The following is a 19,357-nucleotide window of genomic DNA, read 5'->3' as shown; positions in this document are numbered from 1 at the left end:
ATGAGCGATCCGGAGGCCGCCATGATGCGGGTGCTTTACGACGAGCACGCAGGCGCCCTTTGGCGCTATGCCCTGCGACTGACCCAGGACTCGGCGCGTGCCGAGGACGTCGTGCAGGAGACTTTGCTGCGGGCGTGGCGGCACCCTGACGTCGTGGCCGACGCCAATCAGTCCCCGCGGGCGTGGCTCTACACCGTCGCCCGCAACCTGATCATCGATGAGCAGCGCAGCGCTCGGCGCCGGCACGAAACCACCTCGTCAGAGGTTGTGGAGGCCGACGACCGGACGGACCCGGCAGCTACCGATGAAGTGGATACCGCCTTGGATCGGATGCTGCTCGGGGGTGCCCTGAGCCAGCTCTCCGTCGACCATCGCGCTGTGATCGAGCGCGCGTACTACCGGCAGTTGAGCGTCGCGCAGATTGCCGCGGAGCTCCAGATCGCCGAGGGCACGGTGAAATCGAGGTTGCATTACGCGGTTCGGGCGCTGCGTCTGAATCTGCAGGAAATGGGGGTGACTCGGTGAGCACACACCTGATCGAGTCCATCGGACCCTTTGACGGCGACCGGTACGCAACCTGGGACGCCGCCTACGTGCTGGGTTCGTTGTCGAGTGCGGAACGTCGCGAGTACGAAGCGCACCTGCAGACGTGTTCCCGGTGCCGGGATGCGGTCGGTGAACTGAGCGGTATGCCGGCCCTGCTGGGCCTGCTGACTCTGGCGGATGTCCAGGAGATCGGTGCGGAGCAGCCCGAACCGCCGTTGCGCCCCGAAGTGCTCGATTCGGTTCTGGCCAAGGTGCGGTGGCGCCGGCGCCGGACCCGGTGGGTGACGACGGCGGTGGCGGGTCTCGCCGCCGCGGTATTGGCCATCGGTGTGGTGGCCGTGGTCCGGCCGGAGTTCTTCGGTGGTGGTCAGACACAGGAGCAGGTCGCCCAGTTGCCCATGCAGCACGTGGCTCCCACGCCGTTCAATGCGACTATCGCGTTGAGCAGCTACGGTTGGGGTACGCGGATCGATATGGCTTGCAGCTACGGCGACTGGTCCAGCGGACCGGCCGCGCCGCCGAGCAATCTGGGCATGGTCGTGGTGGGCCGTGATGGTAGCCGCACACAGATCGCCACGTGGTTCGGCATGTCCGGAGCCACTGCGTTGCCGAGCGGTAACACGCCGATGCAGGTTTCGGAAATTGCTGCGGTACAACTGGTTTCCGCCGACAACGGCAAGGTGCTGCTGGAGCGCAATCTGTAGTTGTTTTCGCCGGCGTTGAACCATCCGGCGGTCCGCTTCGTGTTCTTGGGCAGACGAGCGGAAGTAGGTGGCAGATGGTCGGCAGGTATCGGGTGGTGGACCACATCATCACGCAACTGGCGGCGGCGGGCACCGAGTATTTCTTCGGTGTCGACGGGGCCAACATCGAGGACCTCTTCGACGCGGCGTTCCTGAGCGGCGAGATCACCCCCATCCTGGCCAAGCACGAGTTCTCCGCGGCCACCATGGCAGACGGATACAGCCGGGCGATATCCCGGATCGGGGTGGTGGCCGCGACATCGGGTGGCGGATCGCTGAACCTGGTTGCGGGACTTGGGGAATCACTGGCCAGCCGAGTGCCGGTGCTGGCCCTGGTGGGACAGGCGCCGACCGGTATGGACGGACGAGGCAGCTTCCAGGACACCAGCGGACGTTCCGGGTCACTCGACGCGGTGGCGCTGTTCTCGGCGGTGTCGGTGTACTGCCGGCGGGTGACGGACCCGGAGGGCATCGTGCCCGCTCTGACGGAGGCGCTGGCCGCGGCCGACAGCGGCGGCCCAGCGGTGCTGCTGCTGCCGAAGGATATCCAGCAGGCCATGATCGACATGGTCGATCCCGTGGAAAGCGCTGTGGTGGCGCGTGATTCGATCTTGGCGGACCCGGATTCCATCGCCGCGGTGCTGCGCCGGGCGCTGGGGCCGGTCACGATCATCGCCGGCGAGCAGGTGGCCCGCGACGACGCCCGTCGTGAACTCGAGGAGCTGCGCTCGGTGCTGCGAGCCTGGGTCGCCACGGTTCCGGATGCCAAAGACGTCAGTGGCTCACCAGGATTGGGCCAGTCGTCGTGGCTGGGCGTCACCGGGGTGATGGGTCATCCGCGAGTGGTCGACGCGATCTCCCGCAGCGCGGTGTGCCTGGTGGTCGGGACCCGCCTGTCGGTGACGGCGCGCGCCGGCCTCGACGATGCGCTGGCCGGGGCGCAGATCGTCTCGCTCGGCGCGCAGCGTCCGTATGTCCCGACGACACACGTGAATTCCACGAACCTGCGGGCATCGCTGACGGCACTGACCCGGGCGTTGACGGGAGCCGGCCGGCCGCACGGCCTCCGGGTCCTGGATCCGTTGCCGCACAGCGAACTCCAGCCGCCGCCGCACGAGGGCCCCGGCATCCGGTACCGCGAGACCGTCACAGTGCTCGACGACCTGTTGCCCGAGGGCGCCGACATCGTTGTCGACGCCGGCAACACCGGCGCCTCGGCGGTGCATGGCCTGCCGGTGCGCCGCGCCGGACGCTTCGTGGTGGCGCTCGGTATGGGCGGCATGGGGTACAGCTTCGGCGCTGCCATCGGCATGTGCTTCGCGCGGGCCAAAACCGCTGGACCGCAGTACCGTACGGTGGTGGTGGCCGGAGACGGCTCGTTCTTCATGCATGGCATGGAGCTGCACACCGCGGTGCAGTACCGGCTCCCGATCACCTTCGTGTTGTTCAACAACAACGCCCACGCCATGTGCGTCACCCGTGAGCAGCTGTTCTACGGCGACCGCTACAGCTACAACCGTTTCACCCCGGCGCGGCTCGGCGCCGGACTGGCCGCGATGTTCCCCGGTCTGCACGCGACCGACGTCAGTGAGCAGCCGCAGCTGGCCGGCGCACTGACCGAAGCGCTCAGCCGACACGGGCCGTCGGTGGTCAGCGTCGAATGCTCGGCCGACGAAATCCCCACGTTCGCACCATTTCTCGATTCAGCCACACAACAGACGCAGAAAGAGAGCTCCCAGCATGTCGCTGCCCGCGCTTGAAGACATCAATTTGCCGATCGACGGTGTCACCCGCATCGAGACCTCGCCCCGCGAGAAGGCCACGCCCGTCATCATGGAGATGATGCGGTCGGTCTACCCGCACGACGTGGTTTTCGGTGACTACTGCACCGTCAACGATTACATCGACTGCCCGCCGGACGAACTCTTCGAATACCTGTCGGACACCCGCAGCCTCGAGGAATGGACCTACAGCCTGCGCGGGTTCACCGAAACCGAGGAGCCCGGCCTCTGGCTGGCGTATGACCGGCTGGGCTCGGAGACCGAAATCTACACGCGCACAGTGGCGAACCGCGAGGCGATGACCGTCGACTACCACTGCGCCTGGGACCAGGGGCAGCACCTCTGGATGATCTACCTGATGCGCGTCGTCGACGCGCAGACCGTGCTCAACAAGCCCGGCTCGGTGGTGCTGTGGACCAACTGCCACCACCCCTTCTACGACAACAACCCCTACCCCGAGACCGCGCCGGCGCAGCGACCCGTGTGGGTCGGGGACTTCTGGGACATGTTCGGGGCGGGCCACCGCCTGGAACTGGACAACCTCAAGGCGATTGCCGAGTACCGGCACCGCAATGGACTGCCGATCACCCCGGCCTGGATGAAGTGAGCGAAAAGATGGAGCAGCCTGCCGTCAGTCTTCTGGATGTCTCGACCTATCTCCCGGGAGAGCCGATCGGCGCCGATTACTACGCGAAATTCGCCGGTTCCGACGACCTGCGGGACAACCTCATGTTCCGGGCGCCCAAGTTCCGGCATCACGTGGCACCCGACGAGACCGCCATCGACATGGTCGAACGCGCCGCCGCGGGGCTTCTCGACCGCCACGGACCTGACGTCCTGGCCGACGTCGACGTACTGATCACGCACACCCAGCTGCCCGACATGCCGTTCTATGGCGGCGGTGGCGGCATGGCCAATCGTCTTGGGATGAAACCGAACTGGGTGATCGATCTGCACAACGGCGGGTGCGCGGCCTTCATCCTGGGGCTGAAACTGGCGCGCCAGTTGCTGGCCTCGGGGGAGGGGCGCACCGCGCTGGTCGCGGTGGCGCAGAACGCGGCGGGCCAGGTCTTCGACCAGGAGACCATCCGGCCCAAGGCGCAGGCGTCGGTGCCAGGCGACGGGGCTGCGGTGGGACTCGTGGCGCTGTCCGATGTTTCACCGATTCTCGATGTCGAGTGCCGCACCTACGGCGAGTATGCGGGCGACATGACCATGTCCGTCGACCCGCCCCGGAAATGGTGGCAGGCGGGACCGGGGGAGGGCTGCATCGGCTTCACCGAAAGCAAGATCACCAAGGTGCTGGCCCGGGGTAACCGCCAGGTGCCCGAGGTGGCGTACGCGGTGTGCGACCGGATCGGGTTGGCGCCCAAGGATATCGGCCTGCTGGTCACCAACCAGCCGAACCGGGTGTTCCTGCGGAACTGGCGTGAGGCGCTGGAATTGCCCGGCGAGCGGCACCGCGACACCTTTGACGAGTGCGGCAACCTGTTCGCCGCGGGCGTACCGGTCAACCTGGACCGGGCGATCACCGACGGCCAGGTGAGCCAGGGCGACGTGGTGATGATGGCGGCGTTCGCGCACGCCGGTGATTTCGCGGGTGCGGCTGCGGTGCGGTGGGGCGGACGGCGATGACGCACACCTGCGCGTTGGCTGATGCGGTGGGCTCGCTGCCTGCCGCCGACGACCCGTTGGCGTTGTCGCTCAACGAGAATCCCTTTCCACCGCTGCCTGGGGTGCGGGCCGCGCTGACTGCGTCGATTGCTGCGATGAACCGCTATCCGGAGTTCCTGCCGCAGCGGTTGCGGTCGCTGATCGCGGGCCGGGTCGGCGTCGCCGACGAACAGGTGGTGGTTGGCGCCGGTGCCACGGGCGTGATTCTGCAGGTGCTGCAGGCCGTCACCCATCCCGGCGATGTACTGGTGACGGCGTCACCGACCTTCGACGGCTACCCGATCTTCGCGCAGATGGCGCGATTGCGGTCGGTGACCGTGCCGCTGGATCGGCACGGTCACCACGACCTCGACGCCATGGCCGCGGCCGCGGCACGGGCCCGGGTGGTGGTGATCTGCCGCCCGCACAACCCGACCGGGACCGTCGAGTCGGCGGCCGACCTGTACCGGTTCCTGGATCGGGTGCCCTCGGGCACCGTCGTCATCCTGGACGAGGCGTACGTCGAGTTCCTGGCCCCGCAGTTGTGCCTGGACGTGCCCTCGTTGGTGGTTCGCTACCCCAATCTTGTTGTGGTTCGCACCTTTTCGAAGGCCTACGGTCTGGCCGGTCTGCGCATCGGCTACGGCGTCTGTGCGCCGTCGCTGGCGCGCGAGCTGTGGGGGATGCAGCTGCCGTTCGGGATCGGGATCACCGGGTTGGTGGCCGTCGCGGCGTCCTACGATGCGGAAGATCAACTACGCCAACGCATCCGGATGATCACCTCGGAAGGCGCGTTCCTGCGGGCGCGGTTGCGGTCCACGGGCGTGTACTGCACCGATAGCCACGCCAACTTCGTGTATCTGCCGGGCGGGGCGCGGGCCTGGACGTTCGGCGACGACGGCCCGCGGGTGCGTAGCTACGCCGACGGCGGGGTCCGGATCACCGTCGGGGACCGCAGGTCGTCGCGGGCCGTGTTGGCGGCTGTGGCCAGATCAACTCGGGGGTGAGTGCATCGGTTCTGCGGCGTCGGTGCGGTATGAATGAGGCGTGAGCAGCGACCCCGGCACCGCAGCGTCCGGCCGTGACCCCATCGCCCGGGCCCGGGCCAACTGGGAGCGGGCCGGCTGGGGCGATGTCGCCGAGGGCATGGTAGCGGTGACATCGGTGATGCGAGCCCACCAGATTCTGTTGGCCCGCGTGGAGACGGCGCTACGGCCCTACGACCTGAGCTTCTCCCGCTACGAACTGTTGCGGCTGCTGGCGTTCAGCGGCAGTGGCGCGCTGCCGATCACCAAGGCGTCGGACCGACTCCAGGTGCACGTCACCAGCGTCACGCACGCGATCCGACGGCTAGAGGCCGACGGTCTGGTGGAGCGCGTGCCGCACCCGACGGACGGCCGGACCACGCTGGTGCAGCTGACCGAGCTGGGCCGGTCGACCGTCGAGGACGCCACGGTGACGCTGAACAAGGAAGTGTTCGCCGACGTCGGGATGTCCGAGAAACAGTCTGCAGCCCTGGTGACGGCGATCGAGACATTGCGCCGCAACGCAGGGGATTTCTAGTCGCGTCTACAGCTTCGGGAGACTGAGATTGAGGCTGGGCAACGACAGCCCTGGCAAGCCGAGGGACAGCGGAACCGACAGGTCAACATTGGGTGCCGGCAAGCTGGACAGGTTGATCGGTGGGAAGCCACCCAGGCTCCAGTCGTCACCCCAGTCCAGGCCGTTGCTGTTGTTGCGAGCGGTCTTGCCGGAGCCGGCGTCTCTGCCGGCCTGGTGGTCCGGGTCGGCGGTGTCGGGGGCGGCGCCGGCAACGCCGGCGCCGAGCACCGAGACAGCAACCAACGCGACGGATATGGCAGCACCCCGGGTGACGAGTTTGACGATCATACGGCGTGAATCCTTCCTGGATCGATTGCGGTAGAGGCACGGTAACCGGCGACTATGGGAAATCCGTAGTGGCGATGTGGGAGTTGCTTATGGTTGTGGCGTCACCCTGATCGGAACTCGAAAAACCAACGGCAACAACATGTTTTGGGCCGATCCTTCGGTAATGACGGCGAAGGCGGCCGCCGATGGGAGATCGTGGGCTCAGGTTCCCGTGCCGTCATCATCGTGTGTCGGCAGTCCTACGTCCATCCACGCCTTGAGGCCACCGTCGAGGACTGCGGCGTTCGCGTAGCCCACATCGTTCAATGTGTCAGGAGACTAGCGAGTCGCGTGCACCGGATTCGCAGACAACGATGATCTTTCGACCCGGCTCCAGTTCATATTTGTGGGGACGATTTGTGGGGTCGGCGAAGAACTCACGAAGACCTCTGGCCGCATGGCTGCGGACGAGTTCGTCCGCTGTCTTCTCAGCGGTTCCGTGGCGCTATCCGAGCCGCGCGCCCTGCAAGCCAAGCCGCTCTTGGCCGAGTTTGGCCCACCGCTCTTCGAGTAGCTCCTTTACCGCCCGCTCGGCGAACTGCGGTGCGGCCCACTCCTGGACATCGAAGTCGTTGTGGATATAGCCGTGGCTGAGCATGAAGTCCTTGCCGATCTCAATGGAGGCCAGGTTCTGCGGCGACAGGTTGGGCACCATGTCGATGTGCTTGATGCCCTGATAGGTGTCCTCGACGTCGAGGTAGAACGTCTGCTTGTCCAGGATCGCTGCGGCGGCGCGCTTGTATTCGTTGGCCCACCGGCCGACCTTGATCATGCCCTTCATGAACGTCACTACCAGCTCGGGATGCTCGTCGGCCATCTCGGCGGTGCAGGTGATGACTGCTGGGATGTTGGCTATCTGCAGCGTCCAGTCGGGGTAGCGCGACAGGTCTTCGATGGCCTTGAACTTGCCGGTGGCCTCCTGTAAGTGCTGGAGCGGCTTGCTCTGGGTGTAGATCGCGTCCACCAGGCCCTGCTCGAGCGCCGGTTCCAACGGCCGGAATGCCAAGTCGTGCTTGTGATCACGCTTGAGCCACAGCTCCGACGGGTTGTTCATCGGATCCAGCATCTTCGGGTCGTCATACCAGTCGTCGGGGTAGGGAAACTCGACGATCTCAACGTCGTCGCGGGTCATGCCGTTCAACCGCAGCATCAGCTCGATGCCCTGTTCCTCTTGAATGCGCCACCAGTCGTTCTTGATGGTGTTCAGACTCTTGGTCAGACCGATCTTCTTGCCCCGCAGATCGGTCATCCGGTAGATGTCGTCGCGGGCGCGCACCAGCATGCAGCCGCCCTCGTGTGGGGCGTGGGTGGCGCCGAGCAGCTTCGTCCGTCGGATGTCAGCATGAACGTGGATCGGCGGGAACAGACCGCCGAAGCGGATCAGGTTGTCCAGGTTGTGGACGTAGTGGGGATACCAGTTGTTCTCCGGGCGCGACCGTAGGAAGTCATAGGTGACGCCGATCTTCTTGAACTCCTCACGCGTCCAACCTAATTCCTGGTCGACATTGCTCGCGGACACCAACGGGCAGTTCGTGTAATACACCTCGTCCCAACGCAACGGAACCGTGCTGGACTCCTTAGCGGTCACTGGCTTGGCGGTAGTTGTCATGAGATCTCCCCTTGTGTTGAGACGGCGCCCATTGCATCTCGGCAAAGCTGACTGAACTAGAGCCATTGGTCCCCGACACACGGCGCACTACCTACCGGCGGTCGACATCCAGATACCGCCGCACCCCGGAGCTTGGTAGTCAAGACAAGCCGAAACCACACCGGGCCCGCCTACATGTCAGCTCCGGTCGAATCCTGAGCAGCCTGCTCCGGTCGAAAAGTGAGCAGGTTTACGGGGTTGAGTCTGCCTGACGATCGACTTCTACGGAGGGCAGTGACTCGATCGCGGTGTGTTTGATGCGGTAGCTGGTGCCTTTGAGGGCGATGACGTCGGCATGGTGGACGATGCGATCGATCATCGCCGAGGCGATGGTGGCTTCACCGAAGACCTGTCCCCACCGCGAGAACGGCAGGTTGGAGGTCAAGATGATCGACGACTTCTCGTATCGGGTCGAGACGAGCTGGAAGAACAGGTTGGCTGCCTCGGTGTCGAACGGGATGTAGCCGACCTCGTCGATGACGATCAGCCCGTAGCGGGAGACCTTGCGCAGTTCGGCATCGAGTCGGTCGATGCGGTGGGCTTCGGCCAGGCGAGTGATCCAGCCGGTGGCCGGGGCGAACGCGACCCGGTGCCCGGCGTGGGCGGCGGCGATGGCCAGCGCGGTCGCCAGATGGGTTTTGCCGGTGCCTGGCGGCCCGAGCAGCACGATGTTGCGGGCTTCGGCCAGCCAGCCCCCACCTTCCAGTCGGGCGATCTGAGCGCGATCGACGGCGGGTTGAGCGGTGAAGTCGAAATCAGTGATCGTCTTGATCGCAGGGAAACCCGCATACCGGATACGTTGGCGTGCACCGGATTCAGCGCGGGCATTGGACTCCACCGCCAACACCGCACCCAGATAGTCCTCCAACGACCAGTTCGCCGCCCGGCCTTGCTCGGCGAGACGGTGATAGTGCGCGGCGATCCGCGGAGCTTTGAGGAGGCGAGCTTGATGGGCGATGAGCTTGTCGGCATCACCTGGGGCCGGGGTGCGCTTGGTGGCCATCAGGCGACCTCCCCAGTCCCGAAGATCGCGTCGTAGGCACTCAGGTCAGCGACCTCGACGCTGACATCGAGATGAGCGCCGGCGGTCGGGCGGGTACGGAACTGCTCGCGCAGCACCGCCGCAGCGGCCACGTGTTCGGGGTCAGACACTAATCCTGCTGTGCCCCAAAGTCGTTCATGATCAGCAACCACACGATCGCCACACAGGCCGGTGATTCGGTCCAGGCTGGCCCGCAGGGTGATCATGCGGCCGATCACCTCCGGATGGATCGAGTACGAGTTGCCACCGAGGCTGAGGTAGTAGTCGCGGCCCAGACGCGTGGTCACCGTCGTGCCGGTCACCGGGGCCACCGGCGGTAGCGTGGCCATCGCCGCCCGGTCGGCGACGAGTGCGTCCGCGGGGATCATCCGGGTGCCCGCGTGGGTGCGCCTGTTGGCATACGAGGCCAGCCAGCCGTGCAACTGAGCATTGAAATCGGCCGGTGAGGCGAAGGTGCGCCCGGGCAGAAATGACCTACCCAGGTAGCCGTTGGCGCGTTCCACCACCCCTTTGGTTTCGGGATCATAGGGCCGAGCTTGGATCAGTCGGGTTCCCAACACCCCGCAGAACCCAGCCACCCCTTGAGCGAGGCGGCGGCGTTGACCAATGCCGGACTCGTTGTCCCACAACAGACTCCGAGGAACGCCACCGATGTTCTCGGCGATCAGCTGCCACATCCCGGCCAGCAGATCCCCGGTTACTCGCGACGGAATCATCACCGCGGCGATGAACCGCGAGTAGGCGGCCACCATCACCAGCACCGGAAACGACCGAGCTACTCCGCCGTGATCAGGGACCAGCTGGCCGGGGAACCACAGATCGCACTGCACCTGCTCACCGGGCAGATGCACCAACCGGTCGCTGGGATCGGGTGGGGTGTACTCCGGGCGGATCCTGGTCACGTTCTCTGCGAACCAGGAATGCCCACCCGTCCAACCGACCCGCTCAGCGATCACGGTCGTCGGCATCAGCGGAAACTCGGTGAGCAAGGCCCGTACCGCTGGTTCGATCTGCGCCCACGCCGAGGTCTTCACCGGCGCCCGCTCATAACACGGTGGTGCATCCGCCCGCAACGCTCTGGCCACGGTGTTTCGCGACAAGGACAGCCGCCGCGCGATCGCAGCTTGCGACAGTTTCTCCGACCGATACAGCCGGCGAATCTCCGCCCAATCCTCCACAGTGATCACTCTCCAATCGAAAGGTGAAGTGCTCACTTTTCGACCGGAACTACCTGCTCACTTTTCAACCGGAACTGACACTACAGCCGTGGTGTTCGCTCGCGCGCCACCGAACCGAATCGCGACCGCATCATCGGAGCATCTCGCCCATCGTCATGAAACACTCGCGCCGGGCGCGATCCGACGCTCGAACGGGCCGGCTGCCGAGAGGCGAATCCCTCACCCCACTACGCTGAGCTCGATTCCAGTAAACCGGCTCTCACCTTCCCTTGATCAATCCGCGGGGTCCCGCCAATTGGATTGGCGCGGCCCCGTGTCGGGCAAGTTTGCATATCAAAATTCCACGGGAACGAATGGATTTCGTGTGCAACATGAATGCGTGCCACCAGTTCCTCAGCTGCCGTACGGGCCCCGCGCCAGGCCTGAATAGGCGCGACCACACTGGTGCGGCTGAGCCGGTCGGTCCGGTCGACTGACCTCATCCCCATCAGCGCAGGCTATGCCCGGCCGCGCACCGAAGTAAGCGGGATGGTGGCGGTGACGATGGTGCCCGAGCCCGGCCGGGAGCGGATGTTCAGCCGGCCGCCGACGATCTCGGCGCGTTCGGCCATCGACAACAGCCCGTAGCCGCCCATCTCGTCGGCGCCCAACGGACGCTCGAAGGTGTCGAAACCGATTCCGTTGTCGATGATCTCGAGCCGGGCATGTTCGGCGTCGGCCGCGAATTTCAGCAACGCGTTGGTGGCGTGGGCGTGCTTGACGACGTTCTGCAGGCACTCCTGGGCGATGCGGTACAGCGCCAGCTCGATGTGGTCGGGCAGCCGGACGTCGGCCAGCTCCACGTCGACGTCGAGTTGGCCGATGGAGCGGGCCAGGCTGGCGAGCCCACCGGCCAGGCCCAGGTCGTCGAGAACCGGTGGGCGCAGGTTCCCGATGGCCGCCCGGGCCTCGCCGAGGGTCAGGTCCACCAGTTCCCGGGCCAAGCTCAGCTGCTCGGCGGCGACGGCCGCGTCCGACCCGACCGCGCGGCTGGCCGCATCGAGCCGGTAGGACAGGGTCACCAGCCGCTGCGAGATGCCGTCGTGGATGTCGCCGGCCAGCCGGCGGCGCTCGATCTCCTGGGCCTCGATGACCTGCTCGACGAAGTTCTCGTGCGCGCGTTCGCGAGCCACGAGCTGGCGGTGCAGCCGAGCCTGGTGCATGGCCCCGGCGATGAGCCGGCCGATCACGAGCAAGAGCTCGACGTCGCGCGCGGTGAACTCCCGGCGGTCGACGGTGTGCACGTTGAGCACGCCGACCAGCCCGCCCGGGTCGGTCTCCATCGGCACCGACACCATGGACGCGAAATCACTGCCGCGCAGCGATTCGAACGGCCGGTAGCGCGGGTCGGACTCCTTGTCGTCGGTGATCACCACGGGTTCGCGGTTGCTGGCCACCCACCCCGAGACGCCTTCGCCCAGCGGCAGCCGGATCTTGCCGACCGCGTGGTCGAACGGTGGCGTGGCGCCCGTCAGGGTCAGCGACCGTTCGGTGTCGTCCAGCACGTGGACGAAGCAGACGTCGGTGCCGGTGGCCGCGGTGATCATCCGGGCCGCCGCCGCGGCCAGCGGCTCGACGCCGGGACCACTGGAAGCGGCCTGGATCAGCTCGCGCAGCAGGGCCAGTTCGCGGTCCGCGGTCAGCACCTTGCTCGTCGGTTCCTGGTGCATGCCCTCGTCAGGATTGCGTGCCGTCATCGGTAGATGCCTTCCCGCAGCGCCGTCGCCACCGCGCCGGCCCGGTCGCTGACGTCGAGCTTGCGGTAGATGGACCGCAGGTGACTCTTGACGGTCTCCTCACCGATCACCAGCCGCGTCGCGATACCGCGGTTGGACAGCCCGTCGACCACGAACGACAGGATTTCGCTCTCCCGCTGGGTGAGGCCCTGGCGGGCGCCGGGCCAGAACTCGTCGCGCTGCATGCGGGCCGCGGTGTCGGCGGCCCGGGCCGCCATGCCGGGGTCGATGGCGGTGGCCCCGCCGTGCACCAACTCGAGCTGACGGACCAGGTCGTCGCTGCTGATGCTCTTGAGCAGATATCCCGACGCGCCGACCCGCAGCGCCTGGTAGAGGTACTGCTCGTCGTCGTACACCGACAGCATGACGACTTTGCGGTCCGGGTTGCGTTCCCGCAGTTCACGGCACAGGTCCAGGCCGCTGGCGCCCTGCATCCGGACGTCGCACAGCACGATGTCGGGCTGTAGTTCGTCGACCACGGCGGCGGCTCGTTCGGCCCCGACGGCCTGGCCGACCACCCGTACCCGGTTGCTGAAGGCGGCCAGCATGGCCTTGAGTCCCTCGATGACCATTTCGTGGTCGTCGACCAGGATGAGCCGCACCGGCGTCCCGGCGTCCGCTTCGGGGTCGGTGGTCATGCGCGATGCGCCTCCGGCTTCTCGCTGGTGGTCATGCGCGGTCCGCCTCCGGCTTCTCGCTGGTGGTCATGGCAACACCTTAGAGCGGCGCTTCCGCGCAGGTCGGGAGGACCGGCTGTGGACTGCCGCGAAAGTTCACCGGCAATCTCGCCCGTCCAATCCCCCGATTGGGGGAGGCCCCGGGCATGTGATGTGGGACACCCTGGTACCCATGTCGGTGAGTTGTGTGGAGCGCACGTTCTGGTGGGATGTGGCGCGACCTGCCCATGCCGTGATCGACCCGCTGCGTGCGGTGATCTTCGACCTCGACGGAGCGGTGGCCGACGTGGAGCGCGATGCCCACCGGGTGGCGTTCAATGCTGCGTTCGCCGAACATGGGCTCGATATCTCCTGGTCTGCAGCCGAATACGGTCGGCTGGTCCGCATCGCGGACCAGCCACGTCGCATCGCGTCGGCGCTGCGGCGGCGGGGCTTCGGGCGGGTCAGCAACGAGATTGCAGCGCACGTGTACCGCACCAAGACCGAACTGTTCGAGACGTCGGTGCTCGATGGTGACGTGAGCCCGCGCGACGGCTTGGCCGATCTGGCGGCCGGGCTGTTCGGCGCCGGGGTATCGGTCGCCGTGGTGAGTACCGGTAGCCGGTTGTGGGTGGAGCCGTTGGTGCGTCAGTTGCTGGGCGATGGCATCGCCGAGACGATCGTGACGCCCGATGATCTGCCGCGCCCGAGCCGTGAACCCGATCTGCACGGCCACGCGCTGTGGGAGTTGGGGTTGGGACCGGAGAGCGCGCTGGCGGTGGCGGGCGGCGTCCGCGGCTTCCGCGCGGCACGGGCCGCCAAGCTGGCGACGTTGGTGGTCACCACCGGCTACTCGGCCGGACACGATTTCCCCGGGGCGGTCCAGGTGCGCGCAGAGTACGACGGCCTGTTGGCCGCCGGGTGCGAGCGCCTACACAAGAACTGGTGGTCAGCCCAGGGCTGACCACCAGTTCTTCAGAGCTTTTCAATTGTCGAGGCGGGCCTGTGGCCCGCCTCGCTTTGGTCGATCAGAAGTGCGGGAGACCGATGCTCGGCAGGCCGATCGACGGCAGACCGATCTTCGGCAGGCCGATCGACGGCAGACCGATCGGCGGAGGCGGCGGCAGCTGCGGCATACCGATCTGCGGTGACGGCAGCTTGGTCAGGTCCGGCATCTGCGGGGCCGGCAGCTTGGTGAAGTCCGGCATCTGCGGCATGCCGATACCAGGCAGCTGCGGCAGGCCGACGCCAGGCGGCAGCTGCGGCATGCCGATGGGGGGCAGCTTCGGCGCGGCGAGCGCCGTGAGCGAGCCGAGTGCCGGTACACCGAGGGCCGGCAGCGCCGGAGCACCCAGGGCGGGCAGCCCGCCCACAGCCGGAGCCGCGATGGCCGGGGCAGCGATCGCCGGAGCCGCGGCAGCCACGGACGAGACCTTCGCGATGTCGCTGACGGCGGACATGGTGCCGAAGGTCGCGGCGGTCGCGACCGGAGCCACCGCGGTGGCGGCGGTGGGAACTGCGGCGGCGGGCACCGCGAGATTACTCAGGGCGAGGCCCGCGAGGCCCGTGACGAGACCACCGAGGCCGGCGTCGACCACCAGGCTGGGCAGGCTCAAGCCGGGCAGGCCCAGCGACAGCGGGATAGCGACGGTGGCCTCCGGCGGCTGCATGCTGGAGAGGTTGATCGGCGGGAAGCCGCCCAGGCTCCAGTCGTCACCCCAGTCGAGGCCGTTGTCGTTGTTGCGCGCCGTCTTGCCGGTATGGCCCGCGGTGGAGCTCGAGGGCGAGTTGGAGACGTTCTTGGTGTTGGCCGTGCCGACGTCACCTGACGGGGTGGTGGCCGACTCGTTGTTCTTGCTGTTCTGCTGCTGCGACGAATCCTGGCTGTCAGGGCTCACCGGGTCGGGCGACGCGAACGCGACGCCGGCGCCGCAGAGCGCGACAGCAACCGCCGTTGCGGAGACGGTTGCCCCCCGGGCGAAAAGTTTGAAAGTCATGCGGCGCGAATCCTCCCTGTGCGACCCACGCATCCTATGCCCTAATGCGCACGATGTCACAGTTAACTAACGAATACCACTGTGACGTGCGGTAACGGTGGGACGACGTCATTGACGCAGCAGATTGATTACCGCGCTGAAGTCGAGATCGGCATGCTCGCCGGCAAACTTTGCGTAGATGTCCGCCGCGTGGCTACCAAGGGGTGCCGACGACCCCGTCGAGCGCACTGCAGCCATCGCCAGGCCCAGGTCCTTGTTCATCAGAGCGGTGGCGAAGCCGGGCTGGAAATCATTGTTCGCCGGGGAGGTGGGCACCGGCCCTGGTACGGGGCAGTTCACCTGCACGGCCCAGCAGTTGCCGGTGGCCCCGGTGATCACGTCGAACAACGACTGCTTGTCCAGGCCGAGATGCTCGGCGAGCACGAACGCTTCGCCGATCGCGATCTGCTGGACGGCGAGCACCATGTTGTTGCAGACCTTGGCGGCCTGGCCGGCACCGGAATCTCCGCAGTGGATGATCTTGCCGGCCATGGGCTCGAGCACCGCACGACCGCGCTCGAAGGCCTCGGGCTCGCCGCCGACCATGAACGCCAGCGTGCCGGCCGTCGCGCCTTTCACGCCGCCGGACACCGGGGCGTCCAGCTGAGCGAAGCCGCGCTCACCGGCCAGGCGGTGCACCTCGCGGGCGTCGTCGACCGAGATGGTGGAGGAGTCGATGAACAGCGCGCCCGGGGCCGCGGCGGGCATGACATCGGCGTAGCAGCTCTTCACCAAGTCACCGTTGGGCAGCATCGTGATGACGACGTCGGCACTGGCCACCGCCTCGGGGCCGCTGTCGAAGGTGGTCGCACCGTGGTCCCGTGCCGCCTGCGCCGCGGCGGGCACCGGGTCGAAGCCCCGCACGGTGTGCCCGGCCGCGATCAGGTTGGCCGCCATGGGGCCGCCCATGTGGCCCAGGCCCAGGAATGCAATCGTCGCCATCGACGGTCCTCTCTCGTTCTCGTTATGCCGGTTTACGAGCGCCAGCAGAGGCAGCTCGCCCGATGACCACACGCATGATCTCGTTCGTCCCCTCCAGGATGCGGTGCACCCGGAGATCGCGGACGATCTTTTCCAGCCCGTACTCGCGTAGGTAGCCGTAGCCGCCGTGCAATTGCAGTGCCTGGTCGGCCACCGTGTAACAGGCCTCGGTGACGTGCAGCTTGGCCATTGCGCACAGTTCGACCTTGCGCGGATTGTTGGTGTCGAGGGCAGTTGCCGCCCGCCACAACATGTTTCGTGAGGTTTCCAGGGCCGTCGCCATCTCGGCGAGGGTGAAGCGGATGGTCGGCTCGTCGATCAGTGCCGAACCGAACGCCTCGCGGGAGGCCAGATAACCGAGCGCCTTGTCGTAGGCGGCCTGCGCTCCGCCGAGGGAGCAGGCGGCGATGTTGAGGCGGCCGCCGTTGAGGCCGTTCATCGCGATGGAGAAACCGGCGCCCTCGCCGTCCGAGCCGCCGAGCATGGCCTCGGCCGGCACCCGCACGCCTTCCAGGATCACCTGGGCGGTGGGCTGGGCATGCCAGCCCATCTTCTCCTCGTTGGCGCCGAAACTCAGTCCGGGCGTGTCCTTTTCGACGATGAACGCCGAGATACCGCGGGGTCCGTCCGCACCCGTGCGGGCCATCACGACGTAGACGTCCGAGACGCCCGCGCCGGAGATGAACTGCTTGACGCCGTCCAGCACGTAGTAGTCGCCATCCCGAACGGCCTTGGTGCGCAAGGCCGCCGCGTCGCTGCCGGCACCCGGCTCGGTCAGGCAGTAGCTGGCGATGGCCTCCATCGACGCGAGCTTCGGCAGCCAGGTCTTGCGCTGTTCGCCGGTACCGTAGCTGTCCACCATCCACGCGCACATGTTGTGGATGGACAGGAACGCCGCGATGGTCGGGTCGGCGGCGGCGAGCTGCTCGAAAATCCGCACGCCGTCCAACCGTCGCAGCCCACTACCGCCCACGTCGTCACTGCAGTAGATGGCCGCCATGCCCAGCTCGGCCGCCTCCCGCAGCACGTCGGTGGGGAAGTGGTCGTCGGCATCCCACGCCAAAGCGTTTGGCGCCAGCCGCTTTTCGGCGAACGCGGCCGCCGTCTCGGCGATCACGCGTTCGTCGTCGTCCAGTCCGAAGAGATCGATGCTCAACGCCGGCCCTTACTTGAAGGTCGGGATCGAGAACTCGGCCCCGTCCTTGATGCCCGACGGCCAGCGCTCGGTGACGGTCTTGACCTTGGTGTAGAACTGGATCGACGCTGTCCCGTACTGGTTGAGGTCGCCGAAGCCGGACCGCTTCCAGCCGCCGAAGCTGTGGTAGGACACCGGAACCGGGATCGGCACGTTGACGCCGACCATGCCGACCTGCACGCGCGACACGAAGTCGCGGGCGGTGTCGCCGTCGCGGGTGAACACCGCGACGCCGTTGCCGTACTCGTGCTCCGACGGCAGGCGCAGTGCCTCTTCGTAGTCCTTGGCGCGCACGATCACCAGGACCGGCCCGAAGATTTCGTCGGTGTAGATCGACATGTCGGGGGTGACGTGGTCGAACAGGGTGGGGCCCATGAAGAAGCCGCCCGACAAGTCGGAGTCGTCGAACGTCAGGTCGTCGCTGGCGCGTTCGCGGCCGTCGACCACCAGCTCGGCGCCGGCGTCGACGCCCTGGCCGATGTAATTGCGCACCCGCTCCAGGGCGGCACCGGTGACCAGTGGGCCGTAGTCTGCCTTCGGGTCCAGGCTGTGGCCGACCCGCAGCTGGTTGACGCGCTCAACGAGCTTGTTGCGCAACCGGTTTGCCGTCTCCTCGCCCACAGGTACCGCCACGCTGATGGCCATGCAGCGCTCGCCCGCGCTGCCGTAGCCGGCGCCGATCAGTGCGTCGACAGCCTGGTCCAGGTCGGCGTCGGGCATCACGATCATGTGGTTCTTGGCGCCGCCGAAGCACTGCGCCCGCTTGCCGTTGGCAGCGGCGTTCGAGTAGATGTACTGCGCGATGTCGGTGCTGCCGACGAAGCCGACGGCCTTGATGTCGGGGTGCGCGAGGATGGCGTCGACGGCTTCCTTATCGCCGTTGACCACCTGCAGGACGCCGGCCGGCAGACCGGCCTCGATGAACAGCTCGGCGAGGCGCAGCGGCACCGAGGGGTCGCGCTCGGACGGCTTGATGATGATGGCGTTGCCGCACGCCAGCGCGGGTCCGGCCTTCCACAGCGGGATCATGGCGGGGAAGTTGAAGGGCGTGATGCCGGCGACGACGCCGAGCGGCTGCCGCATGGAGTACACGTCGATCCCGGATCCGGCGCCCTCGGTGAACTCGCCCTTCATCAGGTGCGGGATGCCGACGGCGAACTCGATCACCTCGACGCCGCGCTGGATGTCGCCGAGGGAGTCCTCGAAGGTCTTGCCGTGCTCCAGGGACAGCAGCCGGGCCAACTCGTCCTTGTTCTGATTGACCAGGTCGATGAACTTCATCAGCACGCGCGACCGGCGCTGCGGGTTCCAGGACGCCCACTCCCGTTGTGCGACAACGGCACCCGCCACCGCGGCGTCGACGTCGGCGACCGACGCCAGGAGCACCTGGGCCTGGGTCTGACCGGTACTGGGGTTGAGCACGTCGGCGGTGCGGGTGGATTCGCCGGTGGTGCGCTGTCCGTTGATGAAGTGCGGAATCTGGGTCGTCATGACGTCCGTCCAAAGGTGAGCAGAGTTCGGGGTCTCGACTCGGGCCGAGATACTTGCATATCCTAGTAATTCGGTCGGGGCTTGGCAAGGGGCTGTCGGTACCGCCCGAATTCCGCTGGTACGCAACGCGGTCGTCACTCTCCGGGGCCGCACCCACGCTGTGTGCGGACCGACTGAAATTCACCGAAAAAATCTCTTGGAAAAAGTGTCCGAGCTTGCCGGTGGTCGCGCTCCTACCTATGACAGAGCCCACTCGGGCACCTGCACCACCTGAACAAGGAGCACGAAATGAACATCAACAACACCCCGGTCAAGCGGCAGTCACTCGCCAAGCGGGCCGCCGCGGCAGCAGTGTTGTCCGGCAGCATGGCCCTGGCCGCGCTGGGCATGACGGCAGGCACTGCCCAGGCCCAGCCGCTGCCCGCCCCCGCCCCCCAACATTTCTGGTACGACTACGACTACTGCTCGTGGGCGTGGTGGGACTGGGAGCACTGCCACTTCTACTTCCCCGACTGGGATCACCACTGGCACGAGCACGAGCACCACTGACTGATCGTGACCGCCCCGACGTCGGCGGCAATCCGACGAGGCGCAGCCGGGCCCGGCGTTGAACCGGACCCGGGCTGCACTCGTTCTCCTCTTTGAACTCAGCCGCCGGTGCACGTGAATCGGCGAATCAGCTCGCCTTCGCTGGATTAGCATC

The 19,357-nt window shown here is 66.8% G+C and carries 19 protein-coding genes; 9 read left to right on the top strand and 10 right to left on the bottom strand.

Annotated features, from left to right (window positions below; translation table 11 throughout):
* From ACX12F_RS23060 to ACX12F_RS23030, 7 genes are all read left to right on the top strand, one after another.
* A complete protein-coding gene (locus tag ACX12F_RS23060; RefSeq protein ID WP_459366639.1) occupies positions 1-525 on the top strand; it encodes a sigma-70 family RNA polymerase sigma factor in 525 nt (174 codons plus the stop codon).
* Positions 522-1,250, top strand: a complete 729-nt coding sequence (locus ACX12F_RS23055; RefSeq protein WP_459366638.1) for an anti-sigma factor family protein — start codon at positions 522-524, stop codon at positions 1,248-1,250. The genes ACX12F_RS23060 and ACX12F_RS23055 overlap by 4 nt, the downstream gene beginning before the upstream one ends.
* Before the next feature lie 74 nt (positions 1,251-1,324).
* Complete coding sequence (locus ACX12F_RS23050; RefSeq protein ID WP_459366637.1) at positions 1,325-3,049, top strand: thiamine pyrophosphate-binding protein; 1,725 nt, start codon at positions 1,325-1,327, stop codon at positions 3,047-3,049.
* The gene (locus ACX12F_RS23045) at positions 3,030-3,677 is read left to right on the top strand and encodes a DUF8713 domain-containing protein (RefSeq protein WP_459366636.1); all 648 of its coding nucleotides are present in this window, start codon (positions 3,030-3,032) and stop codon (positions 3,675-3,677) included. The genes ACX12F_RS23050 and ACX12F_RS23045 overlap by 20 nt, the downstream gene beginning before the upstream one ends.
* Before the next feature lie 8 nt (positions 3,678-3,685).
* Positions 3,686-4,705: a 3-oxoacyl-ACP synthase III family protein gene (locus tag ACX12F_RS23040; protein WP_459370469.1), complete on the top strand. Its 1,020-nt coding sequence runs from the start codon at positions 3,686-3,688 to the stop codon at positions 4,703-4,705.
* Positions 4,702-5,730 (top strand): pyridoxal phosphate-dependent aminotransferase, encoded by a 1,029-nt coding sequence (locus tag ACX12F_RS23035; protein WP_459366635.1) that lies wholly within the window; start codon positions 4,702-4,704, stop codon positions 5,728-5,730. The genes ACX12F_RS23040 and ACX12F_RS23035 overlap by 4 nt, the downstream gene beginning before the upstream one ends.
* 40 nt (positions 5,731-5,770) lie before the next feature.
* Positions 5,771-6,286: a MarR family transcriptional regulator gene (locus ACX12F_RS23030; protein WP_459366634.1), complete on the top strand. Its 516-nt coding sequence runs from the start codon at positions 5,771-5,773 to the stop codon at positions 6,284-6,286.
* Positions 6,287-6,292: 6 nt separating this feature from the next.
* Here the strand turns inward: ACX12F_RS23030 and ACX12F_RS23025 are convergent, their stop codons facing one another.
* From ACX12F_RS23025 to ACX12F_RS23000, 6 genes are all read right to left on the bottom strand, one after another.
* Complete coding sequence (locus tag ACX12F_RS23025) at positions 6,293-6,613, bottom strand: hypothetical protein (RefSeq protein WP_459366633.1); 321 nt, start codon at positions 6,611-6,613, stop codon at positions 6,293-6,295.
* Positions 6,614-7,097: 484 nt separating this feature from the next.
* On the bottom strand, positions 7,098-8,261 hold the full coding sequence (locus ACX12F_RS23020; protein ID WP_459366632.1) for an ABC transporter substrate-binding protein: 1,164 nt from the start codon (positions 8,259-8,261) through the stop codon (positions 7,098-7,100).
* Between the two features lie 229 nt (positions 8,262-8,490).
* On the bottom strand, positions 8,491-9,303 hold the full coding sequence (gene istB / locus ACX12F_RS23015; RefSeq protein WP_459366461.1) for an IS21-like element ISMyma9 family helper ATPase IstB: 813 nt from the start codon (positions 9,301-9,303) through the stop codon (positions 8,491-8,493).
* Positions 9,303-10,520 carry an IS21 family transposase gene (istA, locus tag ACX12F_RS23010; protein WP_459370284.1) on the bottom strand — a complete coding sequence of 406 codons (1,218 nt, stop codon included), beginning with the start codon at positions 10,518-10,520 and terminating at the stop codon, positions 9,303-9,305. The genes istB and istA overlap by 1 nt, the downstream gene beginning before the upstream one ends.
* Positions 10,521-11,017: 497 nt before the next feature.
* Positions 11,018-12,256, bottom strand: coding sequence for a GAF domain-containing sensor histidine kinase (locus ACX12F_RS23005; protein WP_459366631.1), 1,239 nt, complete (start codon positions 12,254-12,256; stop codon positions 11,018-11,020).
* On the bottom strand, positions 12,253-12,933 hold the full coding sequence (locus tag ACX12F_RS23000; protein ID WP_459366630.1) for a response regulator: 681 nt from the start codon (positions 12,931-12,933) through the stop codon (positions 12,253-12,255). The genes ACX12F_RS23005 and ACX12F_RS23000 overlap by 4 nt, the downstream gene beginning before the upstream one ends.
* A gap of 211 nt (positions 12,934-13,144) precedes the next feature.
* On the opposite strand from ACX12F_RS23000, the gene ACX12F_RS22995 reads away from it, so the two are divergent.
* Complete coding sequence (locus ACX12F_RS22995; RefSeq protein ID WP_459366629.1) at positions 13,145-13,915, top strand: HAD family hydrolase; 771 nt, start codon at positions 13,145-13,147, stop codon at positions 13,913-13,915.
* Positions 13,916-13,979: 64 nt separating this feature from the next.
* On the opposite strand, the gene ACX12F_RS22990 is transcribed toward ACX12F_RS22995, so the two are convergent.
* The 4 genes from ACX12F_RS22990 to ACX12F_RS22975 form a co-directional block, all read right to left on the bottom strand.
* Complete coding sequence (locus tag ACX12F_RS22990; protein ID WP_459366628.1) at positions 13,980-14,948, bottom strand: hypothetical protein; 969 nt, start codon at positions 14,946-14,948, stop codon at positions 13,980-13,982.
* A gap of 108 nt (positions 14,949-15,056) precedes the next feature.
* Positions 15,057-15,929, bottom strand: coding sequence for a 3-hydroxyisobutyrate dehydrogenase (mmsB, locus tag ACX12F_RS22985; RefSeq protein WP_459366627.1), 873 nt, complete (start codon positions 15,927-15,929; stop codon positions 15,057-15,059).
* A 22-nt stretch (positions 15,930-15,951) separates the two neighbouring features.
* The gene (locus ACX12F_RS22980; protein ID WP_459370468.1) at positions 15,952-17,118 is read right to left on the bottom strand and encodes an acyl-CoA dehydrogenase family protein; all 1,167 of its coding nucleotides are present in this window, start codon (positions 17,116-17,118) and stop codon (positions 15,952-15,954) included.
* Between the two features lie 15 nt (positions 17,119-17,133).
* Positions 17,134-18,654 (bottom strand): CoA-acylating methylmalonate-semialdehyde dehydrogenase, encoded by a 1,521-nt coding sequence (locus ACX12F_RS22975; RefSeq protein WP_459366626.1) that lies wholly within the window; start codon positions 18,652-18,654, stop codon positions 17,134-17,136.
* A gap of 288 nt (positions 18,655-18,942) precedes the next feature.
* On the opposite strand from ACX12F_RS22975, the gene ACX12F_RS22970 reads away from it, so the two are divergent.
* Positions 18,943-19,203, top strand: coding sequence for a hypothetical protein (locus ACX12F_RS22970; RefSeq protein WP_459366625.1), 261 nt, complete (start codon positions 18,943-18,945; stop codon positions 19,201-19,203).
* The last annotated feature ends 154 nt before the right edge of the window (positions 19,204-19,357 follow it).

The organism is Mycolicibacterium sp. HS_4_1 (assembly GCF_054515875.1).
Note: the sequence above shows the minus strand (reverse complement) of the source record. Positions and strands in the feature narration are given on the sequence as shown.

Excerpts from the sequence above, each read along its gene's own strand:
- ACX12F_RS23060 (WP_459366639.1), top strand. The coding sequence starts at position 1 with ATGAGCGATCCGGAGGCCGCCATGATGCGGGTGCTTTACGACGAGCAC.
- ACX12F_RS23050 (WP_459366637.1), top strand. The coding sequence starts at position 1,325 with ATGGTCGGCAGGTATCGGGTGGTGGACCACATCATCACGCAACTGGCG.
- ACX12F_RS23045 (WP_459366636.1), top strand. The coding sequence starts at position 3,030 with ATGTCGCTGCCCGCGCTTGAAGACATCAATTTGCCGATCGACGGTGTC.
- ACX12F_RS23040 (WP_459370469.1), top strand. The coding sequence starts at position 3,686 with ATGGAGCAGCCTGCCGTCAGTCTTCTGGATGTCTCGACCTATCTCCCG.
- ACX12F_RS23035 (WP_459366635.1), top strand. The coding sequence starts at position 4,702 with ATGACGCACACCTGCGCGTTGGCTGATGCGGTGGGCTCGCTGCCTGCC.
- ACX12F_RS23025 (WP_459366633.1), bottom strand. The coding sequence starts at position 6,613 with ATGATCGTCAAACTCGTCACCCGGGGTGCTGCCATATCCGTCGCGTTG.
- ACX12F_RS23020 (WP_459366632.1), bottom strand. The coding sequence starts at position 8,261 with ATGACAACTACCGCCAAGCCAGTGACCGCTAAGGAGTCCAGCACGGTT.
- istB (WP_459366461.1), bottom strand. The coding sequence starts at position 9,303 with ATGGCCACCAAGCGCACCCCGGCCCCAGGTGATGCCGACAAGCTCATC.
- ACX12F_RS23005 (WP_459366631.1), bottom strand. The coding sequence starts at position 12,256 with ATGACGGCACGCAATCCTGACGAGGGCATGCACCAGGAACCGACGAGC.
- ACX12F_RS23000 (WP_459366630.1), bottom strand. The coding sequence starts at position 12,933 with ATGACCACCGACCCCGAAGCGGACGCCGGGACGCCGGTGCGGCTCATC.
- ACX12F_RS22995 (WP_459366629.1), top strand. The coding sequence starts at position 13,145 with ATGTCGGTGAGTTGTGTGGAGCGCACGTTCTGGTGGGATGTGGCGCGA.
- ACX12F_RS22990 (WP_459366628.1), bottom strand. The coding sequence starts at position 14,948 with ATGACTTTCAAACTTTTCGCCCGGGGGGCAACCGTCTCCGCAACGGCG.
- mmsB (WP_459366627.1), bottom strand. The coding sequence starts at position 15,929 with ATGGCGACGATTGCATTCCTGGGCCTGGGCCACATGGGCGGCCCCATG.
- ACX12F_RS22975 (WP_459366626.1), bottom strand. The coding sequence starts at position 18,654 with ATGACGACCCAGATTCCGCACTTCATCAACGGACAGCGCACCACCGGC.
- ACX12F_RS22970 (WP_459366625.1), top strand. The coding sequence starts at position 18,943 with ATGAACATCAACAACACCCCGGTCAAGCGGCAGTCACTCGCCAAGCGG.